The organism is Cognataquiflexum aquatile, assembly GCF_003316845.1.
Lineage (GTDB): Bacteria > Bacteroidota > Bacteroidia > Cytophagales > Cyclobacteriaceae > Cognataquiflexum > Cognataquiflexum aquatile.
Genome location: NZ_QMIK01000004.1, coordinates 136,776 through 154,767, shown reverse-complemented (window position 1 = coordinate 154,767; position 17,992 = coordinate 136,776). Strand labels below are relative to the sequence as shown.

Sequence of the window (17,992 nt, the reverse complement as noted above, 5' to 3'; positions counted from 1 at the left end):
AAACCCATGACAAAGCTAGATTTTGAAAGACCGATTATACAGCGGATCAATGCCGGTTTGCCAAGCAAATACGGCATGTCGCACCGCTTGGAACCGCTCAGCCACATCGATGGCACACCAATCAAGGACTTGATCGGGGAATTTGGTTCTCCGCTATTTGTCCTCTCTGAATCCACGATCCGCAAAACCTACAAGGAAGCCCACCGTGCCTTCAGCAGCCGATACCCCAATGTGAAGTTTGCCTGGTCATACAAAACCAATTACCTCAATGCCGTCTGCAATGTCTTCCATCAGGAGGGCGCATGGGCGGAAGTGGTCTCCGGATTTGAATATGACAAAGCAATCGCCAACGGTGTTCCGGGTGAACTTATTCTCTTCAATGGTCCGGACAAAAGCACCGAAGACCTGCAAAAAGCCATCCGTAACAATTCCCTGATCCATATCGACCACTTTGATGAGCTGTATGAAATCATCCACCTCAGCAAGGAAATGACCGAGCGGCCCAAAGTCGCCATCCGTGTCAACATGGACACGGGTATCTATCCCAAATGGGATCGGTTTGGATTCAATTATGAAAACGGGGAAGCTTGGGATGCGCTCAACAGGATCATGGCCAACAAAAACCTCGACCTGATGGGACTGCATACCCACATCGGTACCTATATGATGAGCGTCGAAGCCTACAGGATTGCCGCAGGCAAATTGGCAGACCTCGCCATCAAACTGGAGCGGAAGCATGGCCATGTCCTCAAGTACATCGACATGGGTGGGGGCTTTGCTTCCAAAAACACCCTTCGAGGTGCCTACTATCCGGGTACAGACACAGCACCTTCTTTTGATGATTTTGCAGAGGCCATTACCTCAGTACTCATGAGCTCCGATATCAAGCCCGACCATCTTCCCATGCTGATCCTCGAAACGGGCAGGGCCATGATCGATGATGCCGGCTACCTTGTCGGCACGGTCATCGCCAATAAGCGACTGGCGGACGGAAGAAGGGCCACCATCCTGGATGCAGGGGTAAACCTTCTCTTTACTGCTTTTTGGTATGAGCATGACGTCAGGCCTGTGCAGCCGGTATCCGACCAAACTGAAGACACGACCCTGTACGGTCCACTCTGTATGAACATCGATGTGATTCGGGGCAATGTGATGTTTCCACTCCTCAAAAAAGGTGACCAATATGTGATCAAAAGAGTGGGCGCTTACAACAATACCCAATGGATGCAATTCATCACCCTCCGGCCAAATGTGGTCATGCTCGACAGCAAAGGCAATCCCCATCTGATCCGAAAAAGAGAGGTCCTCGAGACCATCAATTCTCAGGAAGTGATGCCCGAGCACCTGAAGCAATTCAAACTCTAAAAGTTTCCTTAAAAAGCCAAATCAGCTTCCATGAAAAAGTTTGAATGGTTAGGTCAGTCCCTGTTCAACAGTTATGCACAGGTATTTTTCTCGAACAACAAATGGTTTGGGATCATCCTGCTTGGTATCACTTTCGTGGATGTATATGTCGGTTTTTTTGGGCTGACAGCGGTCTTGGCGGCTTTGTTGACTGCCTATTTTATCGGACTTTATGAGCCAAACATCCGTCAGGGATATTATGGATTCAATGCCCTCCTTGTTGGGGTGGGACTTGGAATTTACTTTGAGCCCGGACTCTTACTCTTTGTTCTAGTATTGATAGCAGGGATTTTGACTGTCTTTATTGCTGTGACGATGGAAGGGGTTTTGGGCAAATATGGCCTCCCCTACCTCAGTATTCCTTTTATCCTTGTTTTTTGGATGGTCAGGCTCGCCACACGGGAGTTTGGGGAATTGGGACTGAGTGAAAGAGGAGTTTATGTCCTGAATGACCTCTACCTCTTAGGCGGCAGATCACTCGTCGACATGTACGAATGGTGGAACCAACTCCCCATGCCGCTTTCTTTCAAAGCCTATTTCCTTTCCCTGGGAGCCATATTTTTCCAGAGCAATGTCTTTGCGGGAGTTCTCGCAGCCTTGGGAATCCTGATCTATTCCCGGATCGCCTTCACACTCTCCCTGTGGGGATTTTACCTTGCCTATGTTTTCTACCTGCTTTTGGGGATTCCTTTTTCCGAAGTATCCTTCAGCTATATCGGATTCAATTACATCCTGACAGCCATTGCCCTCGGGGGATATTTCATCATCCCGAGCCGTAGTTCTTACCTTGGCCTGATCGCCATCATTCCAGTGGTGACGATTTTGGGCATTGCCCTGCAGCAGGTTTTCAGCCTGATTTACCTCCCGATTCACTCTTTTCCATTCAACCTCGCAACTTTGACTTTCCTCTATGCGCTAAAGTTCCGGGTGGACAACAGGATCGGTCTCAGCACGATCTTTTGGCAGCAAAACTCTCCCGAAAAAAATCTTTACAGCTTCAGCAATTTTCATAAAAGGTTTGGGGAAGACAGCCCGGTACCCATTTACCTTCCATTCTTTGGCGAATGGACTGTCACCCAAGGACACAATGGGGCCTATACCCACAAAGACGCCTGGCGATATGCATGGGATTTTGAAATCAAGGACGAACAAAACAAGACTTTCAAAGACGAAGGGGATTTCCCTACAGACTATTACTGCTTTGACAAAAACATCCTCGCTCCTGCCGACGGGACGGTGGAAGCCGTGGTCAACGACATTCCTGACAATCCCATTGGGGCAAACAACCTGGAGAAAAACTGGGGAAATACCATCATCATCAAGCACGCTGACTTTCTTTACAGCAAATTGAGCCACCTCAAACAGGGCTCCATATTACCCAAACCCGGAGACAAGGTCAAAAAAGGAGAAGTTATCGGGAAGTGCGGGAACTCCGGAAATTCACCCTATCCACACCTCCACTTTCAGATCCAGGCGACCCCCTATATCGGATCCAAAACAATCGACTTCCGGATTACCGATGTGTGGATGAGGGTCACCGGCGAGGAAAAACTGATGTCCGCCGCCAATCCACCGATGGATGCTGTAGTCAGTACTCTTATGCCTGAAAATGACCTGAAGAAAGCTTTTTCCTTTGTCGTAGGCAACAGACTCCTCTTCGAAACCCAAGAAGGAAAACGGCATGAATGGGAAGTCAAAAGGGATTATAGCCTCAACAAATACCTCGAATGCCAACAGACAGGATCAAAAGCCTACTTCAAACTCGATGAGGCGATGCTTCACTTCACACACTTCGAAGGGGATAGGAAATCCCTCCTCTATGCATTCTATCTCTCCGCCTTCAAGGTAAGTTTCGGCTTTACAAACGGACTCAAACTCAAGGACCGTTTTCCTGTCCATATGGTTTTCAATATCAACACCATCTTCCTTCAGGATTTTATCGCCCCTTTTTACCAATACCTCAAAGGGGAATTTACCCTGACCTATCCCGAAAAAAACAAAGGCTTTTCCACCAAACCCCTTTCTCTCAAAGGCCAGGTCCTCAAAAAATCATGGGGAAAAACCTTGGCTGTTTCGGAGTTTGAATTTGTATTGGATGGCGGAGGACTCAGGACATTCGGATTTAAAAACAACAAAAACCAAATTCTGGCAACATGTATTTACGACAGTTAATGCCCGGAATCATTTTGCTTTTGGTCTGTACTTCTTTGGCACAGGCCCAACAGCAAAAAAGCCTCTCCCAAGTGGATGCTGAGACCTATTCCCTTTTCCAAAAAAAGGAATGGCAAACGCTGATCAAGGAAGGCAATGAAGCGCTTCAGGACGGCATCGACTATTACTACCTGCGGGTGAGGATGGGGATTGCTTATTATGAAACCGGCAATTACCATTTGGCTTCGACACATTTTGAAAAAGCAATCAAAACAAACAGCAGTGAGGAGTACCTTCAGGAATACCTTTTCTATGCCTACCTCTTAGCGGGAAGGTCCGCGGAAGCAAAAGTCGTTGCAGCAGATTTCTCTCTTGCAATGAAACAAAAGATAAAAATAGGTACTGTCAAATTAATCGAAAAACTCGATCTCTCCTACAACTATACAGGCCTGACCGACCAAAATGTAACAGATGGATTTACGGCTTCCCTCAGCCCGGATCTGGAAGGAAGTCAGTTTATCCCAAACCGGCACCACTATTTCTTCGCAGGTCTGCAGCATGGATTCAGTCCAAGGCTGACACTGTATCATGGCATTTCGGCATTGCGGGTCAGCCACCTTCTCTACAGCCAATCCGACGGGGAAATCCTGCTCGACAGGGATTATCAATCCAGTCTGTTTCAATATTACGCCGCTGCCAATGTCCTTTTGGCAAAAGGACTGAGCCTGATGGGTGGTATTCATTACATCAATATCAGTTACTCCCTTCCGGTCCAAAGTCAGGTGGGTCAAGGTCCCAATGTGATTACCCAAGAAATTAACCAAACCGACACCGACATGGTGTACTTTGGCTCGCTGTACAAGAGATGGTCCTATGTTACCCTAGCAGTATCCTATTATTACGGAACCCTGGCCAATGCACGGCAGGACCAAAAGGACCTCAAACTCATCCTCTATCCAAAGGGAAACCTGAACCTCTACACGGTTTCGGTTTTGTCCCACCAAAGACAGCAAACCGACACCCAGCCGACGACCAACCGCCTTGTCTTTGAACAGCAAATCGGGACTAAAGTAAACAACTTCCTGTGGCTCGAAGCCTATGGCAGCTTTGGTGAAATGGAAAACTTCCTGCTCAATGACGGCATTGTCGTCTTCAACAGGCTGGACAAAATCAAACAAAGAATCGGTGCGAGAGCCATTATCCTCCCAAATCCCCGATGGAGCATTACCCTGGATTATACCCTCTTCACCAACCAAAGTGAATTCAACACAGGCGGGTCCGAAGCCGAACCCCTCAACTTAAAGGAATACAACATTCAATCCCTAACCGGCATCTTATCATGGAGATTTTAGCAAAACAACCAAGATCCAAAACCAATTGGATCATAACCACCGAAATCCTGGTTTTGGCATTTCTGATCGCACTCCTCACTGCATTCACTGCGCAGGCACAGGACAAGGTCACCGAGGCATTTCGCGAGAGCTACGCCCTCGAAAAATCCCAAAACTTCAAGGCTGCCATTGACCAATTGATGGAAGTTTATCAGGCGGATTCCTATGAACTCAACCTCAGGTTGGGTTGGCTGCACTACCAAGCTTCCAAGCTTGATCAAGCCACAGGATATTACAACAAGGCGGTGGCCCTGAAACCTTATGCCATCGAACCAAAGCTTGGCTTGGTCCTTCCGCTCTCTGTACAGGGCAAATGGGACGAAATCCTCGATATCTACCGCCAAATCCTACAGACTGATCCCCAAAACAGCCTCGTCAATTACCGCGTAGGATTGATCTACTACAATCGCGGGGAATTTGCCAAGGCTGATCCCCATCTAGAGAAAGTCGTCAATCTCTACCCTTTCGACTATGACGGACTGCTGCTCCTAGCTTGGAACAAACTCAGCCTTCAAAAATCAAGAGAAGCCAAGGTCCTGTTCCAAAAAGTATTGCTGAACAATCCCGGCGACGAATCCGCCTTGGAAGGACTGAAGCTGATCAAATAACAGATCCTACTCCGACATCCATTTTCCATGTAAATGATAGACACTATGATTACCAAGAGATTAATCATTCTCTCTTTGCTGCCCGCCTTGTTGTGGATCGGGATCCTTTTGTACCTGCATCAGAATAAAAAGAACGAAGTCCACATACAGCTCCAAAATAGTGAACAGGAACTAGATGGCATGGTATTGATGGACAGGTATTGCTTTGCCTGTCACCATCCCGGAATGGGTGGGGGTCCGTCTGGACGAACAGGTCCGCCGATGTTCAGGGTAAGGGAACATTACTTTAGGGAAGGGATGGGAAGGGAGGAGTTTGTCGAACCCATTATTGCCTATGTGCAGCATCCAAGTCAGGACAAATCCAAAATGCCCGGAGCCATCCGAAATTTTGGGCTGATGCCGCCGCTGCCCATTGATCAAAAGGACCTGGCTAGCATCGTCAATTACATTTATGACCATGACCTTGCATCCGAAGAATGGATTAATGAATGGAAGGAGTTTAAAAAGCAGGAAAATCCACCACTCTAAAAGAAACAAATTACCGATATCATTGCCATGAAGTATCTGATCTTTCTCTTTTTCTTTCTGCTCCCGCAAACAGATTCCTACAAAGCCATGAGAGAACAAATGGTCAAAAACCAGATCGAAGCCCGGGGGATTACTGACCCGGAGATCCTTAGGTCCATGAGAAAAGTACCGCGGCATTTATTGGTTCCCGAAGACCAAAGGGAATATGCCTATGAAGACCGCCCGCTTCCTATCGGTGAGGGACAGACCATTTCTCAGCCCTATATTGTTGCTTACATGACCGATCTGATCGATCCAAAAAAATACATGAAAATTTTGGAGATTGGGACAGGTTCCGGGTATCAGGCAGCAGTTTTGGCCGAAATGGTAGAGGAAGTCTATACCATTGAGATCGTCGAAAACCTCGAAAAACGTGCAAAAAAGGATTTAGACAACTTAGGCTACACCAATATCAATTTCCGAATCGGAGACGGCTATCAAGGTTGGAAGGAACAAAGTCCCTTTGATGCGATCATCGTCACTGCGGCGGCGGAGAAAGTGCCCCAACCGCTGATCGACCAACTCAAAGAGGGTGGTAAAATGGTCATTCCCGTCGGACCGGAAGGAAAAGTGCAGGACCTAATATTGCTCGAAAAATCCAAAGGCCAAATCAAAACCACCAACCTTGGCCCCGTGAGGTTTGTACCTTTTACAAGAAAGTAAAGAGAGCGGATGAATCAGACAGAATTCCCGATGCAAGATTTCCGATGACCGGTGTATCAGGAAATTCAATCATTAACCGGAATATCAATTGATGCCCAAGACCTTAAAATGTGGAATAAACGGTTTTTTTGAATCAATATCCATCCCGATAGCTGTAGGGATCCAATATCAATCAATATCTGATACTTCAATTATAAAATTTAAGACAATTTTCACCAAATAACCATTAACCAATTAACCTTTAAGCCAATCAATCAGGCCTATACTTCATCTGAATCCCCCTCAAAAAATTCCTCAAAATCTGATCCTTGCAGGGACGGTATTGGTCTTGGGTTGGTTTGCGGAAAAACGCACTCAGTTCATGTTTGCTGATATTGATATTCACCTTGGCCAAGATTTCCAGGATCTCATCATCCTTCATGTCGAGCGCGATCTTTAGCTTGCGGAAAATCATGTTATTGGTCAGGGTCTTCTCCGCAACAGGTTCAACCCCTTCCCGCTTGCCACGGCGGTCGATAATCAGACCGTTGAGAAAATAGGCCAAGTCCTTGTCATAAATTCCCTTGTACTCCGGATCTTCTTCCCGCTTCAGCCAATCACTCACTTCAGACCTTGTGACCGTCTTGCCCCCCAACCCAAAAAGCGCGATCATCTTGTCATCACCAAAATCAAAAGTATAGCGCAGGCTGCGGAGGATATCGTTGTTGGTCATTTTTTAAAGGAGGAAGGAAGAAGGTTGAAACCTGAATTCGATGGAACGTAAAGATGTCTGATTGGGGTAAGTTTTCCAAATGAGGAGGTTAAAGCCGGAAAAGGAAATCTCCCTTTGCGTCCATTGCCAAACCTTCTTTTCCTTTGCGGTAAAAAAAAATGATCTCACGCAGAGACGCGGAGCAAAAGGAGAAAAAGAGGAGAATGAATAATGTTTGTGGAGACACAAACATTGGTGGCGGCGACCGACCACGTAGTGGTCAAATATGGGTAACCCCGAGTAAGGAACGCAACTCGGGGATATAGACGAACAAGACGATTCAGGTTTTTGGCCGAGAAATCGGAAATAGTGAATAAGAGTTTCCTCCAAAAACAGGTACGTTCAAAATCCTTTGCGACCACTGCGAAACCTTTGCGTCCATTTCGGTAAAAAAAAATGATCTCACGCAGAGCAGCAGAGGAAAAGGAAAAATATTAAAGGATAATGGATGATGAATTTTTCTCTGCGCCATCAGTGCGCTCCGTGGTAAATTAATCCCCTCATTCATAATTTAACCAATCACACGCTGGCTGTGGATCGGGCATCCCTAACTTGACCAATTCCCGGACAGGACTGAGACCATTCTGACTGTTGGTGAAGTAAACCACTGCATTTCCGGATTCTACATTGGCAGTAAAAAAACCCCTAAACGTAAAATTATCTCCCCATTGAAAAATCTGTCTGCCCTCAGATGTTTCTTGGATTCCCACACCCAAACCCCAATAGACCTCCTGCCCTTTGCCTTCCTTCAGATTGACTTGAACTTGGGGAGTAAACATCAATTGCTGCAAACCCGGGTTCATCTTTTTACCCTCCAATAAGGCTTCTAGAAACAAGGCATAGTCATACGCCGTTGTCTTCAGGGAAGCCGCTGCATTGGGATTTTTTACTTTACTTTTCCCTATTTGCTTTCCGTTTTTCTTGAAGGAAAGACTATGGTTAGCATCAAATTCCTCTAAATAAACAAAGCTACTCCTCTTCATATCCAATGGTTGGAAAACATATTCCTCAGCAAGCTCTTCCAAACCTTTCCCCTTAAGGTGTTCTGTCACCTTTTGCAACCAGACGAAACCCTCTCCTGAGTACCGAAACTGCTCTCCGGGTTCATATTGGAACTGGAGTTTTCCCTTTCTCCAATTTGGCAATCCGCTTGTATGGCTGAGTACCATTTTGGCTGTGACAAGTTTGTACCTTGGGTCATGGGCAATATCCAGATAATCAAAATAGGTATATAAAGGCGTGTCTAGTGCCAAAATGCCTTCATCTACCAACTGAAAGACGATGTAAGCAAAGATGGGTTTGCTGAGGGAGGCTGCGGAAAAAACCGTCTCTTGGTCGATGGGTTGGTTATCATTGTTAGCTTTTCCGATGGCAAAACTTTCCTTCAACTTACCCTCTTGCAGCCATGCGTAAGAAATTCCCGGGATATTCTTATCAGACATGATTTTGGAAATCGATTCGATGTCTGCATTAATTGGGAGAAATAATGCAATACTAAGCGGTCCGATCAGGCAAAAGAGTATTGAAAAGTATTTCATAAGAAAAAAGATTTACAGGTAAAAATACTAAAATCCTCTTGCAATACCTTTAAGACCTTTGCGGTAAAAGAAAATGATCTCACGCAGAGACGCGGAGCAAAAGGAGAAAAAGAGGAGAATAAATAATGTTTGTGGAGACACAAACATTGGCGGCGGCGACCGACCACATAGTGGTCAAATATGGGTAGCCCCGAGTAAGGAACGCAACTCGGGGATAAAGACGAGCAAGACGATTCCGGTTTTTGGCCGAGAAATCGGAAATAGTGATTTAGAGTTTCCGCCAAAAACAGGAACGTTCAAAATCCTTTGCGACCATTGCGAAACCTTCTTTTCCTTTGCGGTAAAAAAAATACATCACACGGAGCCGCAGAGGAAAAGCAAAAATATAATTGAATAGTGGATGATGGCTCTTTTCTCTGCGCCCTCAGTGCGCTCCGGGGTAAATTTAACTTGACTTTGGGACCCTTTTCGAAACCTTTGCGTCCATTGCGGTAAAAAAAAATGATCTCAGGCAGAGACGCGGAGCAAAAGGAAAAATATTGAAGGATGATGGATCTTTTCTCTGCGCCATCAGTGAGTTCTGTGGTAAACTAACCACCCCCTTGGCGTCCATTGCGAAACCTTTGGGTCCATTGCGGTAAATGAAAAATTACCACTCAAATTTCAAACAATAACCCGCTCAATTCTCTTCTCATGGTATGTGGCAGCCAATGTTATTTTTATTCCTTTTGTTTTATATAAATCCTCTTTTGATGAAAGATCCCTTGCTGTTTGATTTTGGAGTTGGTAAAAATTTTGGAAGTTGGACCATAGTCAACGACGGTGTCATGGGTGGGCTTTCCCAATCCAAAGCGAGTCTGGAAGCCGATGCGTTGCTTTTTGCAGGAAATGTTTCCCTAAAAAACAATGGCGGATTTGTTTCCCTTCGCAGTCCATTGGGTAGCTACGACCTTTCGTCTTACGGGTATTGTGAAATCCGTTTCAAATCAGATACCCAAAGGAAGTTTGAAGTGTTGATTGAAAAAGACACTCCATTTTACCTCCCAAAATTCAGGGTAAAGTTTGCTGCCAAAGGCAAAGATTGGGAAACCGTCACCATTCCGCTTCGGGATTTTGAAGTCAGCAGAATGGGTGCCACCATCCAAAAGGGAATTGACCCTGAGGTCTTAAAAGAAATTCAGCGGATTGGGTTTATTTTGGCTGACAAGCAGGAAGGTACTTTCAATTTGTGGATCGATTACCTTAAGTTCTATTGATTGTTTTTCCCTTCAGAAGGGTTGCCCTTTGCTCAAAAGAAAAATTGACTCATGCAAAGCGGCAGGGAAAAAGAATTTAAGGATTGAAAAGGAAAAAAACAATCTGCGTTTTCTGCGCAGTCTGCGGGAAAATAAATTACCCTTTGCGAAACCTTCGTATCTCTTGCGGTAAAAGAAAAATTACCCCTACCATTTCGGTATTGAAGATTCTTCTATTTACAAAATCCGTGACCGAAATGACCCACTAATCGCCTTCTTTACCATGGGCTGCGGTGCATAGGGATTTGTGATAGTATAAAGATGGCTTTAGCACCTTACCCATGGCTTTTAATATTTCGCCACTATGTGGCTGCTTGTTTGTAGACCTTCTGCGTCAATCTGCGATATCTGCGGGAGAAAATTAAACCTACTTTTCTCTGTGCCCTCTGTGTGCTCAGTGGTAAATCAAAATACCCCCTACCATTTCGGTATTGAAGATTCTTCTGCTTAGAAGATTCATGACCGAAATAAAACCAACGGCATTCATATTCACCATGGGCTGCGGTGCATGAGAATTCAAGAAATTATGAGAATTAGTTTAGCATCTTACCCATCGCTACCAATATTTCGCCACGATGTGGCTATAAGCCGAAGACCCTTGGCGACCATTGCGAAACCTTGGCGATCATTGCGGTAAAAGTGAAATCAAATCCAGCTTCTGGAGAAGCTGGATAGCAGAAACATAAAAATCGGCTTAGATGTCGTCTAAGTAAATCTGGAAATCTGCGGGAGAAAATTCAACCTTTTTTCTCTGTGCTTTCTGGGAGCTCTGTGGTAAAGTTAAAGAACCTTTGCGACCCTTTGCGAAACCTCCGCGTCCATTGCGGTAATTAAACATTCATTTGGAAAAACACCCCATTTGGGACATATTTACTCTTTCAAACTACTTCCATTTCAAACCATTACTTTGAAAAAATGACCAATACTGATTTCAAAAAATATGCAGTACTCCTAGGCTGTGTATTCCTGACTGGATTTTTTGGCAATACTGCCCTTTTTGCCCAGCAGACTGTAATGCTAAAAGACCTCTCTACTTTCAAACCCAACAGCGGCACCTGGCAGATGGCATCTGAAGTCTCGGGCGATCCAGACCAGGCCAACTTCCTCAAAGCCACTAAAGGCGATGGCATCATCGTCAACCTCCCTACCAAAAAGAACAACGGACAGGATCTCGTCTCTGTCGAAGAATTTGGCGACATCGACTTAGAGCTTGAAGTGATGGTGGCTTCCCATTCCAACTCAGGCGTCTACCTCATGGGCCAATACGAAATCCAGGTCCTTGACAGTTGGACCAAAACCACCGTCAAGCCAGGAGACATGGGTGGCGTCTACGAGCGTTGGGATGACAGCAAGCCAGAGGGACAAAAAGGCTATGAGGGCTATGCCCCAAGACAGAATGTCGCCCGCGCACCGGGAGTTTGGCAGAAGCTGCAGGTTTCCTTCCAGGCTCCTAGGTTCAATTCTGAGGGAGACAAAACCGAAAATGCAAAGTTCCTTTACATTGCACTCAATGGTGTGATAATCCACGAAAACCTAGAGCTTTTTGGCCCGACAAGAGGTTCGTTGATGCCAAAAGACATCGCCAAAGGCCCGCTCCGAATCCAGGGCGACCATGGCGCGGTGGCTTTCCGCAATATCAAAATCACAAGATTTGATACAGCGGTACCGACACTCACAGACCTGAAGTATATGACTTACAAAGGATTCTTCAATCAAGAGCCTGAATTTTCCAAATTGGACGCGGCCACTCTAGGCATCATTGCCAATATCCAGGACCCGATCCAAACCCCTACCGGACAGAACCTGACCCGATACATGGGAAATTTAAACGTTCCCGAAACAGGTGAATATACATTCCATTTTCTTGTTTCCTCGGGAACAGGTCAGTTAAAAATAGATGGAAAGAAAGTTACTGAGATGGGTGAAGAGTACCAAAGGGCAACTGTCACCCTCACCAAAGGAACAGTTCCTGTTGAAATCCTCGTCTCCAAAACCAAAGATTGGTCCGACACAGGTCTTGACCTTTATGTCTCAGGACCAGGTCTGCGCGAGATGCCTTTGTCAAAAAGTACGACGAGACAGATATGGACCACTGACCCTATTCTCGTCGACCAACAAGATGTACCGATGCTGCGAAGTTTCATGGATTTGCCTGACGGCAAAAGAATCACCCATGCCCTTTCGGTATCAAGTCCTCAGCAGGTGCATTATTCCTATGACCTGAGCAAAGGCAATCTATTTCAGGTCTGGAGAGGTGGATTCCTAGATGCCACGCCGATGTGGAATGACCGAGGGAATGGCGCCTCTGTTCCTCTTGGTGCGGTGGTTTTCCTCGGCAATCCTGAAAAGAACCTTCAGGGAATAGAATTCCAGTCAAACAAGCAGAACTTTGACCCGCAGGGCTACCAATCCAAAAACGGCGGCGTGGAGTTTTCCTACGAATTGCAGGGAATCAACTTCAAGGACTTTATCATCAGCAGGGCTGACGGCAAGGGATTGGACAGGACACTTTCCGCCACCGGAGGCACCGCCAACAAGCAGTACGCCATCGCCGAAGGTGCTGAAATTAAGCTGATCAAGGACGGATTGTATTGGGTGGCAGACAAGGGATTTTACATTCAGGTAGACCCCAAGTCGGCCAACAAGCCTGTGGTCCAAAGCAGTGGAGACAAACAGCAGCTCTTGGTATCCCTCAATTCACAAATCCAATACGCCATCTTGTTTTAACTTATTGACAATTAGAATATGAAGACCTTTTATTCAACATATATTACAGTCTTGGCACTTGGACTTTTGGGATTGTTTTCCCGTCCGGCTATGGCACAGGAGTCTCCATTAGAGGAGGATTATTACAAAATCATGAAGGTAAGCAGTCCGGAAGGAACGCTCCTTGAGGTGGGTGGATTGGCTTTGATGCCAAATGGTAACCTTGGCGTGGCGACTAGGCGGGGGGATATTTTCATCGTAGAAAATCCCACAAGCCCAAGACCTTTCTTCCGAAAATTTGCTTCAGGACTCCACGAAATCCTTGGATTGACCTATCAGGACGGTTCATGGATCTGTGCCCAAAGGGGTGAACTCACCAAAGTCACCGACACAGACAAGGACGGCTACGCAGACAAATTCGAGACGATCTATGCATGGGACATTTCCGGGCATTACCATGAATATAGCTTTGGACCCAAAGTCAGCAAGGATGGGAATTACTTTGTTTCCGGCAATGTGGCCTTTGGCAATGAAGAATGGTGGAGAGGTGAAAGCCGCGTGCCGTACAGAGGTTGGGTGATGAAAATCTCCCCTGACGGCAAAATGGAGCCTTGGGCCACTGGCATGCGCTCCCCTGCAGGACTCGGCATCATAGACGGAGAATTGTTTTACACCGACAACCAGGGAGATTACATGGCTTCGGGTGGTTTGTGGCATTTGGAAAAGGGAGATTTCACCGGACACCCTGCAGGCTTGGCCTGGACAGGATTGGCAGGTCCTCCCTTCAAACTGACCTCTGAGCAATTTGACGCAGTAGTCGATCCAAGGAAAATCAAAAACACTTACGGCCGCTATATTAAGCCAGAGAATGTAGTCGATGAGGAATTCATCACACTTTTTGAGGCCAAAGAAAAAATCCCATCCATCAAGCTTCCTGCAGTTTGGTTGCCACATGGCATCCACGGCATTTCCAACTCTGAGCCTTTGCAGATTCCAGAAGGACATTTGGGGCCATTCGAAGGTCAGGTCCTCGTCGGCGATCAGGGTCAGAGCAAAATCATGCGTATCATGCTGGAGAAAGTCAACGGACAGTATCAAGGGGCATCCATCGACTTCAGGGCAGGCTTCCAGTCCGGTGTAATGCGGATTGCCTTCGGAGCGGACAAGTCGCTTTTTGTAGGCGAGACCAACAGGGGTTGGGGTTCGGCAGGCGAAGCCAATGAAGGCTTGCAGCGTATGGTTTGGAACAATGAAATCCCTTTCGAAATGAGAACCGTCAAAGCCATGCCAGATGGTTTTGAGATAGAATTTACCAAGCCGGTCAATATCAATTCCGCCGAGGACTTGGCTTCCTATGCCGTTCAGAGCTTTACTTACAAATACCATCCGGTCTACGGCAGTCCTCCTGTGAATATTCAGGATAATGTTATCTCAGGAGTAAAGGTATCGGCTGACCGCATGAAAGTAAGGATCGTAGTCGATGGCTTGAGGAGGTATCACATCCATAAAATATCCTTGGATGGCGTCCGGGAGAGTATCGAATCCCATTCGCTTCTACACGGCACGGCATATTACACACTGAACAATATTCCCGAAGGGGCAAAGTTGGCAGTGGATGAACTCAGTCAGTACAACTCCATAGCCGAAAAAGCAAAACTGGAAGCTGAAGCAGCGAAGAAAGCCGCCGCTTCTCCAAAGAAAGCACCTGTTGCAGTTGCCGCCAAACCCGAAGCTGTTGCCAATGAAGTTCCTTCACTAGAGGTTATCAATGCCTTGCTTGCTAAAAATACCTGTACCGCCTGCCACAATGCCACCAAGCGACAAGTCGGTCCTGCCTATGCAGAAATAGCCAAAAGGAAATATTCCAATGAGAAAATCGTGGAACTGATCTACAATCCAAAACCTGAGAATTGGCCGGATTATGCCACGCCGATGGCCGCAATGCCACAGGTTCCAAGAGATGAAGCTTTGAAGATTGCTGCTTGGATTAATTCGTTGGCGAAATAAAACTTCAACTTAGGTTGTATTCGGAGTGAATAGATATTGAGTGATATTGATTGATAATGTTTCTGGATCAAACCTTTATTTGAAAATCAATCATCATACCCCAAACAGAAACCAGATTTGGTTTTTGTTTGGGGTTTTTAGTTTTTTTGAAACAGTTCAGATGAAAAAAGGGCGTTAAGGATAAAATTCACATCCCTTTGTCATTTCGGGTCTTAAACATTTTCAAAAAACATTTGGAAAAGGAATGACATTGAAACTATTTTATTTCGGCCTCGGCAAGCTCGGCCAACGAGGTTGTTCTTGAGAGAGGGGGAGGAGGAAAAAGCGGTGCAGCCGCTTTTTCCTCCTCCCCCTCCAAACGCCGAATCTCCGGTCCCTGAGCTTGTCGAAGGGGAAAATTCCATTTCTGTCATTGGCAACACAGAGAGAAATCTAAAAATATCTAGAAATGGACCTCGCCTTCGTCGAGGTGACAAGGATAAGTTTTTTCCAATTTCAAAGTTGTGAGTGACATTTAACTTTGCTTGGATAAAATCAAACTAACATTCTGAATGCGACTGAGACTGATCACTGTTAACTGTTAACTGTTACTGCCCACTTGTCTTGCTTCTCGGCTCCTTTCTTTACATACGTCATCGGACATCTGGCCTCCTACCCTTTACAAAATTCCCCTTTTAATTCTTAATCTTTCTTGGCAAATTTGATCTTGATACAATTGGGAAATTTACCCGCTTCGAATGCTCATTGACCAACATAACAGGATCCACAATTACCTCCGGATATCGCTGACAGATAGCTGCAACTTCCGTTGTGCCTACTGCATGCCGAATGAGGAAATCGAGTGCCTGCCCAATTCCAAACTCATGTCCACAGGAGAGATCGAGCAGATCGCCAAGACTTTTGTGGACCTCGGAGTAAAGAAAATCAGGTTGACTGGTGGCGAACCTTTGGTCAGAAAGGAATTTCCCGACATTGTGCAGCGGTTGTCAAAGTTACCGGTTGAACTTACGCTGACCACCAACGGGGTCTTGATTCACAAGCATCTCCAGCTTTTGAAAGATGCAGGCATCCGTTCCCTCAATGTCAGTCTCGACACCCTGAATCCGGAGACATTTTTCAAACTCACCAAAAGAAACCAGTTCCAACAGGTTTGGGACAATATTCTACTACTCCTTGACCATGGCTTCCGCGTCAAAATCAATGCAGTGGCACTGAACGGCATCATCGAAGAAGAACTGCTTGACTTTGTAAGAATCACTGAAAAGCTGCCCTTGCACGTCCGCTTTATAGAGTTTATGCCTTTTTCTGGCAACCATTGGAAAAGTGAAAAGGTCATCACTACCAAGCAGATGCTCGGGATGGTCCAAGCTGAAATGGATGTGGTCAAGCTTCAGGATCAGGTCCATGATACAGCCAAAAAATATAAAGTGGTCGGCAATCAAGGAACTTTCGCTTTTATCACGACGATGAGCGAGCATTTCTGCGGCGACTGCAACAGGATGCGGATCACAGCTGACGGCAAGATGAAGAATTGCCTTTTTGGAAAAGAGGAAATGGACCTTCTCGGCACCCTGCGCAAAGGTGAAGACATCCTTCCTTTGATCCACCTATCCATCTATAGAAAACACGCCATGCTCGGGGGACAGTTTTCACCTGATTACCTTAAAGCCGAAGCAGATAAAATCGAAAACCGCAGCATGATCAAAATCGGCGGATAGCCAACCCATATGATTTCAGTTAGCGAAGCAAAAAAAATACTTCAGGATAACCTCATTTTAGGCAGGACCATCTTGGCCGACCTGGACAAAGCTTCCGGATCAGTCCTTTCTGAGGATATTTTCTCCCCCATCGATATTCCTTTTTTCAATAATTCCGCCATGGATGGCTATGCCATTTGCTGGCAAAAAGACAATAACCAAAGAACGCTTTTAAGCCAATCTAAGAGCAAAGCCGGAGACATGCAGGAGTTGGTTTTGGGAGAAAATGAAGCCATCCGGATCTTTACAGGTGCGCCTGTCCCCTCAGGTGCAGATACGATCATTCCTCAAGAGTATGTCAAAATAAAAGAAGGGCAGCTGATTTTTGATTCAGAAAAGTTCCGAAAGGGAGCCAATTTCCGTGGCAAAGGAGCCCAAAACAAAGCAGGAGACCTGATCGCAAAGAAGGGCAGTCACATCAGTCCGGGGATGATCGGTTTGCTTGCTTCTGTGGGAATCAGCCTGGTTCCGATACATGCCGCTCCGACTGTCGGGATCATCCTGACGGGTGATGAACTCGAGGAAGCAGGGAATCCTTTGGGTTTTGGAAAAGTCTATGATGCCAATGGTCCTGTGATGAAGTCCTACCTGCAAAATCTTGGAGTGAAAGAAATCCAGATCGGGAAGGCGATAGATGAACCCGAGAAATTACAGGAGAAAATCAACGAATACCTCGGCAACTACGATGTCCTGATTCTTTCCGGAGGTATTTCTGTGGGAGATTATGACTACGTCAAAGAAGGATTGCGGCAAGCTGGAGTGCAGGAGCTTTTCTACAAAGTGAAGCAAAAGCCCGGAAAACCTCTTTTTGTCGGGCAGAATAAAAACAAATGGATTTTTGCCTTGCCGGGAAATCCCGCCTCTACCCTCACCTGCTTCAACCAATATGTCAAACCATGCATCGAAGCTTGGATGGGAAAAACTGATATCTGGAAACCAAGTGGTTCCTATCCCTTGGCTGATAATTTTGAAAAAACAACAGGCCTCACTTTTTTCCTCAAAGCAAAGCTTGAAAACGAAAAAGTGATCATACTTCCAGGTCAGGAATCCTTTAACCTGATCTCGTATGGTGCCGCTAACTGCATCGCAGAAGTCGGGGAAGAGGTGGAAAGTCTGGAAGCAGGAACGATCGTCAAAGTATACAATTGGTAAAG

13 protein-coding genes are annotated in these 17,992 nt (G+C 46.0%); 11 read left to right on the top strand and 2 right to left on the bottom strand.

All coding sequences use genetic code 11. The features are described 5' to 3' along the window. Positions 1–6: 6 nt before the first annotated feature. From DQW11_RS12145 to DQW11_RS12120, 6 genes are read left to right on the top strand one after another with little or no spacing between them, the layout of a single operon-like run. Positions 7–1,365, top strand: coding sequence for an alanine racemase (locus DQW11_RS12145; protein WP_113924352.1), 1,359 nt, complete (start codon positions 7–9; stop codon positions 1,363–1,365). A gap of 30 nt (positions 1,366–1,395) precedes the next feature. Continuing rightward, positions 1,396–3,576, top strand: a complete 2,181-nt coding sequence (locus DQW11_RS12140) for an urea transporter (RefSeq protein WP_113924351.1) — start codon at positions 1,396–1,398, stop codon at positions 3,574–3,576. Next, a complete protein-coding gene (locus tag DQW11_RS12135) occupies positions 3,558–4,907 on the top strand; it encodes a tetratricopeptide repeat protein (protein WP_113924350.1) in 1,350 nt (449 codons plus the stop codon). The genes DQW11_RS12140 and DQW11_RS12135 overlap by 19 nt, the downstream gene beginning before the upstream one ends. Further along, on the top strand, positions 4,895–5,554 hold the full coding sequence (locus DQW11_RS12130; protein WP_113924349.1) for a tetratricopeptide repeat protein: 660 nt from the start codon (positions 4,895–4,897) through the stop codon (positions 5,552–5,554). Before DQW11_RS12135 ends, DQW11_RS12130 begins: the two co-directional genes overlap by 13 nt. A 45-nt stretch (positions 5,555–5,599) precedes the next feature. Further along, positions 5,600–6,082, top strand: coding sequence for a cytochrome c (locus tag DQW11_RS12125; protein ID WP_113924348.1), 483 nt, complete (start codon positions 5,600–5,602; stop codon positions 6,080–6,082). Positions 6,083–6,109: 27 nt separating this feature from the next. Further along, positions 6,110–6,784, top strand: coding sequence for a protein-L-isoaspartate(D-aspartate) O-methyltransferase (locus tag DQW11_RS12120; protein WP_113924347.1), 675 nt, complete (start codon positions 6,110–6,112; stop codon positions 6,782–6,784). Between the two features lie 250 nt (positions 6,785–7,034). On the opposite strand, the gene DQW11_RS12115 is transcribed toward DQW11_RS12120, so the two are convergent. Further along, positions 7,035–7,496 carry a YehS family protein gene (locus DQW11_RS12115; protein ID WP_113924346.1) on the bottom strand — a complete coding sequence of 154 codons (462 nt, stop codon included), beginning with the start codon at positions 7,494–7,496 and terminating at the stop codon, positions 7,035–7,037. A gap of 539 nt (positions 7,497–8,035) precedes the next feature. After that, positions 8,036–9,073, bottom strand: a complete 1,038-nt coding sequence (locus DQW11_RS12110) for a serine hydrolase domain-containing protein (protein WP_113924345.1) — start codon at positions 9,071–9,073, stop codon at positions 8,036–8,038. Between the two features lie 752 nt (positions 9,074–9,825). Here DQW11_RS12110 and DQW11_RS12100 point away from each other — a divergent pair. The 5 genes from DQW11_RS12100 (at position 9,826) to DQW11_RS12075 (ending at position 17,990) form a co-directional block, all read left to right on the top strand. Beyond that, complete coding sequence (locus tag DQW11_RS12100) at positions 9,826–10,329, top strand: CIA30 family protein (protein WP_157966107.1); 504 nt, start codon at positions 9,826–9,828, stop codon at positions 10,327–10,329. A 954-nt stretch (positions 10,330–11,283) separates the two neighbouring features. Continuing rightward, positions 11,284–13,095 (top strand): family 16 glycoside hydrolase, encoded by a 1,812-nt coding sequence (locus DQW11_RS12095; RefSeq protein WP_113924342.1) that lies wholly within the window; start codon positions 11,284–11,286, stop codon positions 13,093–13,095. Positions 13,096–13,113: 18 nt separating this feature from the next. Beyond that, positions 13,114–15,081: a c-type cytochrome gene (locus tag DQW11_RS12090; RefSeq protein ID WP_113924341.1), complete on the top strand. Its 1,968-nt coding sequence runs from the start codon at positions 13,114–13,116 to the stop codon at positions 15,079–15,081. Between the two features lie 737 nt (positions 15,082–15,818). After that, the gene (gene moaA, locus DQW11_RS12080; RefSeq protein ID WP_113924339.1) at positions 15,819–16,799 is read left to right on the top strand and encodes a GTP 3',8-cyclase MoaA; all 981 of its coding nucleotides are present in this window, start codon (positions 15,819–15,821) and stop codon (positions 16,797–16,799) included. Between the two features lie 9 nt (positions 16,800–16,808). Next, the gene (locus DQW11_RS12075; RefSeq protein WP_113924338.1) at positions 16,809–17,990 is read left to right on the top strand and encodes a molybdopterin molybdotransferase MoeA; all 1,182 of its coding nucleotides are present in this window, start codon (positions 16,809–16,811) and stop codon (positions 17,988–17,990) included. Positions 17,991–17,992: the final 2 nt, after the last annotated feature.

Bases quoted from the DNA above. Each gene is read 5' to 3' on its own strand.
- DQW11_RS12145 (WP_113924352.1), top strand. From the start codon at position 7: ATGACAAAGCTAGATTTTGAAAGACCGATTATACAGCGGATCAATGCC.
- DQW11_RS12140 (WP_113924351.1), top strand. From the start codon at position 1,396: ATGAAAAAGTTTGAATGGTTAGGTCAGTCCCTGTTCAACAGTTATGCA.
- DQW11_RS12135 (WP_113924350.1), top strand. From the start codon at position 3,558: ATGTATTTACGACAGTTAATGCCCGGAATCATTTTGCTTTTGGTCTGT.
- DQW11_RS12130 (WP_113924349.1), top strand. From the start codon at position 4,895: ATGGAGATTTTAGCAAAACAACCAAGATCCAAAACCAATTGGATCATA.
- DQW11_RS12125 (WP_113924348.1), top strand. From the start codon at position 5,600: ATGATTACCAAGAGATTAATCATTCTCTCTTTGCTGCCCGCCTTGTTG.
- DQW11_RS12120 (WP_113924347.1), top strand. From the start codon at position 6,110: ATGAAGTATCTGATCTTTCTCTTTTTCTTTCTGCTCCCGCAAACAGAT.
- DQW11_RS12115 (WP_113924346.1), bottom strand. From the start codon at position 7,496: ATGACCAACAACGATATCCTCCGCAGCCTGCGCTATACTTTTGATTTT.
- DQW11_RS12110 (WP_113924345.1), bottom strand. From the start codon at position 9,073: ATGAAATACTTTTCAATACTCTTTTGCCTGATCGGACCGCTTAGTATT.
- DQW11_RS12100 (WP_157966107.1), top strand. From the start codon at position 9,826: ATGAAAGATCCCTTGCTGTTTGATTTTGGAGTTGGTAAAAATTTTGGA.
- DQW11_RS12095 (WP_113924342.1), top strand. From the start codon at position 11,284: ATGACCAATACTGATTTCAAAAAATATGCAGTACTCCTAGGCTGTGTA.
- DQW11_RS12090 (WP_113924341.1), top strand. From the start codon at position 13,114: ATGAAGACCTTTTATTCAACATATATTACAGTCTTGGCACTTGGACTT.
- moaA (WP_113924339.1), top strand. From the start codon at position 15,819: ATGCTCATTGACCAACATAACAGGATCCACAATTACCTCCGGATATCG.
- DQW11_RS12075 (WP_113924338.1), top strand. From the start codon at position 16,809: ATGATTTCAGTTAGCGAAGCAAAAAAAATACTTCAGGATAACCTCATT.